The 1274-nt window shown below is 67.7% G+C and carries 1 pseudogene; it reads right to left on the bottom strand.

Annotated features, from left to right (window positions below):
• A pseudogene (locus DBR22_RS15120) lies at positions 1-966 on the bottom strand (CYTH and CHAD domain-containing protein); the annotation flags it as partial.
• Positions 967-1274 lie beyond the last annotated feature (308 nt).

Raw genomic sequence — 1274 nt, 5'->3', positions numbered from 1 at the left:
CCCGGCCGCATGCTCGCGGAGGCGGTCCAGCATGACTTCGGCGTCCCGCGGCACGCCCAGCACCCGGCCCAGCCATTTGAGTTCGGCGACGAGGTGCTTGACGGCCAAGGCGTTGTAGAACCGACGGTAGGCTCCGAGCGCCGAACGGGCCCGCCGGGCGGCCGAGCGGATATCGTGCACCGCGTCGGGCTCTTCCAGCCGCACACCCGGATCACACGCCATGATTTCGCGCACCTGCGTCCCCAGGTAGGCGCTCAGGAGGTCCTGGACCGGGTCCTTTTTGCCAGGCAGCGAGGCGTCAGGCGCCGCAGACGCCCCCTGGCCGGATCCGGCCGTACCGGATTCCCCCAACGCCTTAGCCAGTTTGGACTGATGCTTCGCGGGGACTGCCCCGGCGGCCGCCAGGAGTTCTTCCGCGGGGGCGAACAGTTCAGTGCTACCGTGCACCAGCTCCAGCTCCCACTCGCGCCAGTGCTGTGTCCGCGCTTCGGCCGGTGGCGCCGGGTGGGAGCTGCCTTCTGAATCGTGGGAGGTCTCCCGCGCAGCGGGTGGCGCCAGGGCCTCTGCGGTAACGCGGTCATCGGCGAGATCGGCCAGATGGGTGCCGTCCTCGCCATACAGAGGGTAGGTGGTGCGCTGGGTTTCCAGGCGGACGACGGGCACGGGTTCGTTGCCGCGGAGATGGACATACAGGTGGGACAGCAGGCTGTCAGGGACGACGGCGGCCTGGCCCAGCGGGGCGTGCAGCTCGCGGCGCCGCTGGGGTTCCGTACCTGCCGGGGGTTCGGGCGCGGTACCTTCGGACCCGGTACTTTCGGACGGCAGTTTCAGGTGCCAGCCGGCATCGGCCCCGCCGGTCCGGCGCCGAAGGGTGATGCCGCGGGACGCGAGGGCATGAGTACGGGAGTCGAAATACACAGCCTTCAAGGTGTCCACGTGAGGCTCCCCCACCCGCGCAACCCCGGGAAGCTCCGCGAGCGCGGGCACCTCGGTATCAGCGCCGACGTCGTACTTCCTTTCGACCTCAACCCCCTGCGAATCCATACGTGCCGTCCTTCCACATTGATGGGGCATGCAACCCGCAGAGCATGGTCCAGGACCTGCTCAGGGCACGATTCTATGCCGCGAATCTTAACAGGACCCCGCACCGCACGGCTTGTTGTCGGAAGGTCAGCGCATCGGGAGAGTTTCCCCACATAATGTTGAAACATCAAACGTCCAACGTCTAACCTTGAGGGATGTCCGTCGCCCGTTCCGCACCCCCGCCCGTGCAC

It is taken from the genome of Arthrobacter sp. HMWF013, assembly GCF_003061105.1.
Lineage (GTDB): Bacteria > Actinomycetota > Actinomycetes > Actinomycetales > Micrococcaceae > Arthrobacter.
This window is presented reverse-complemented; position numbering and strand designations above follow the sequence as displayed.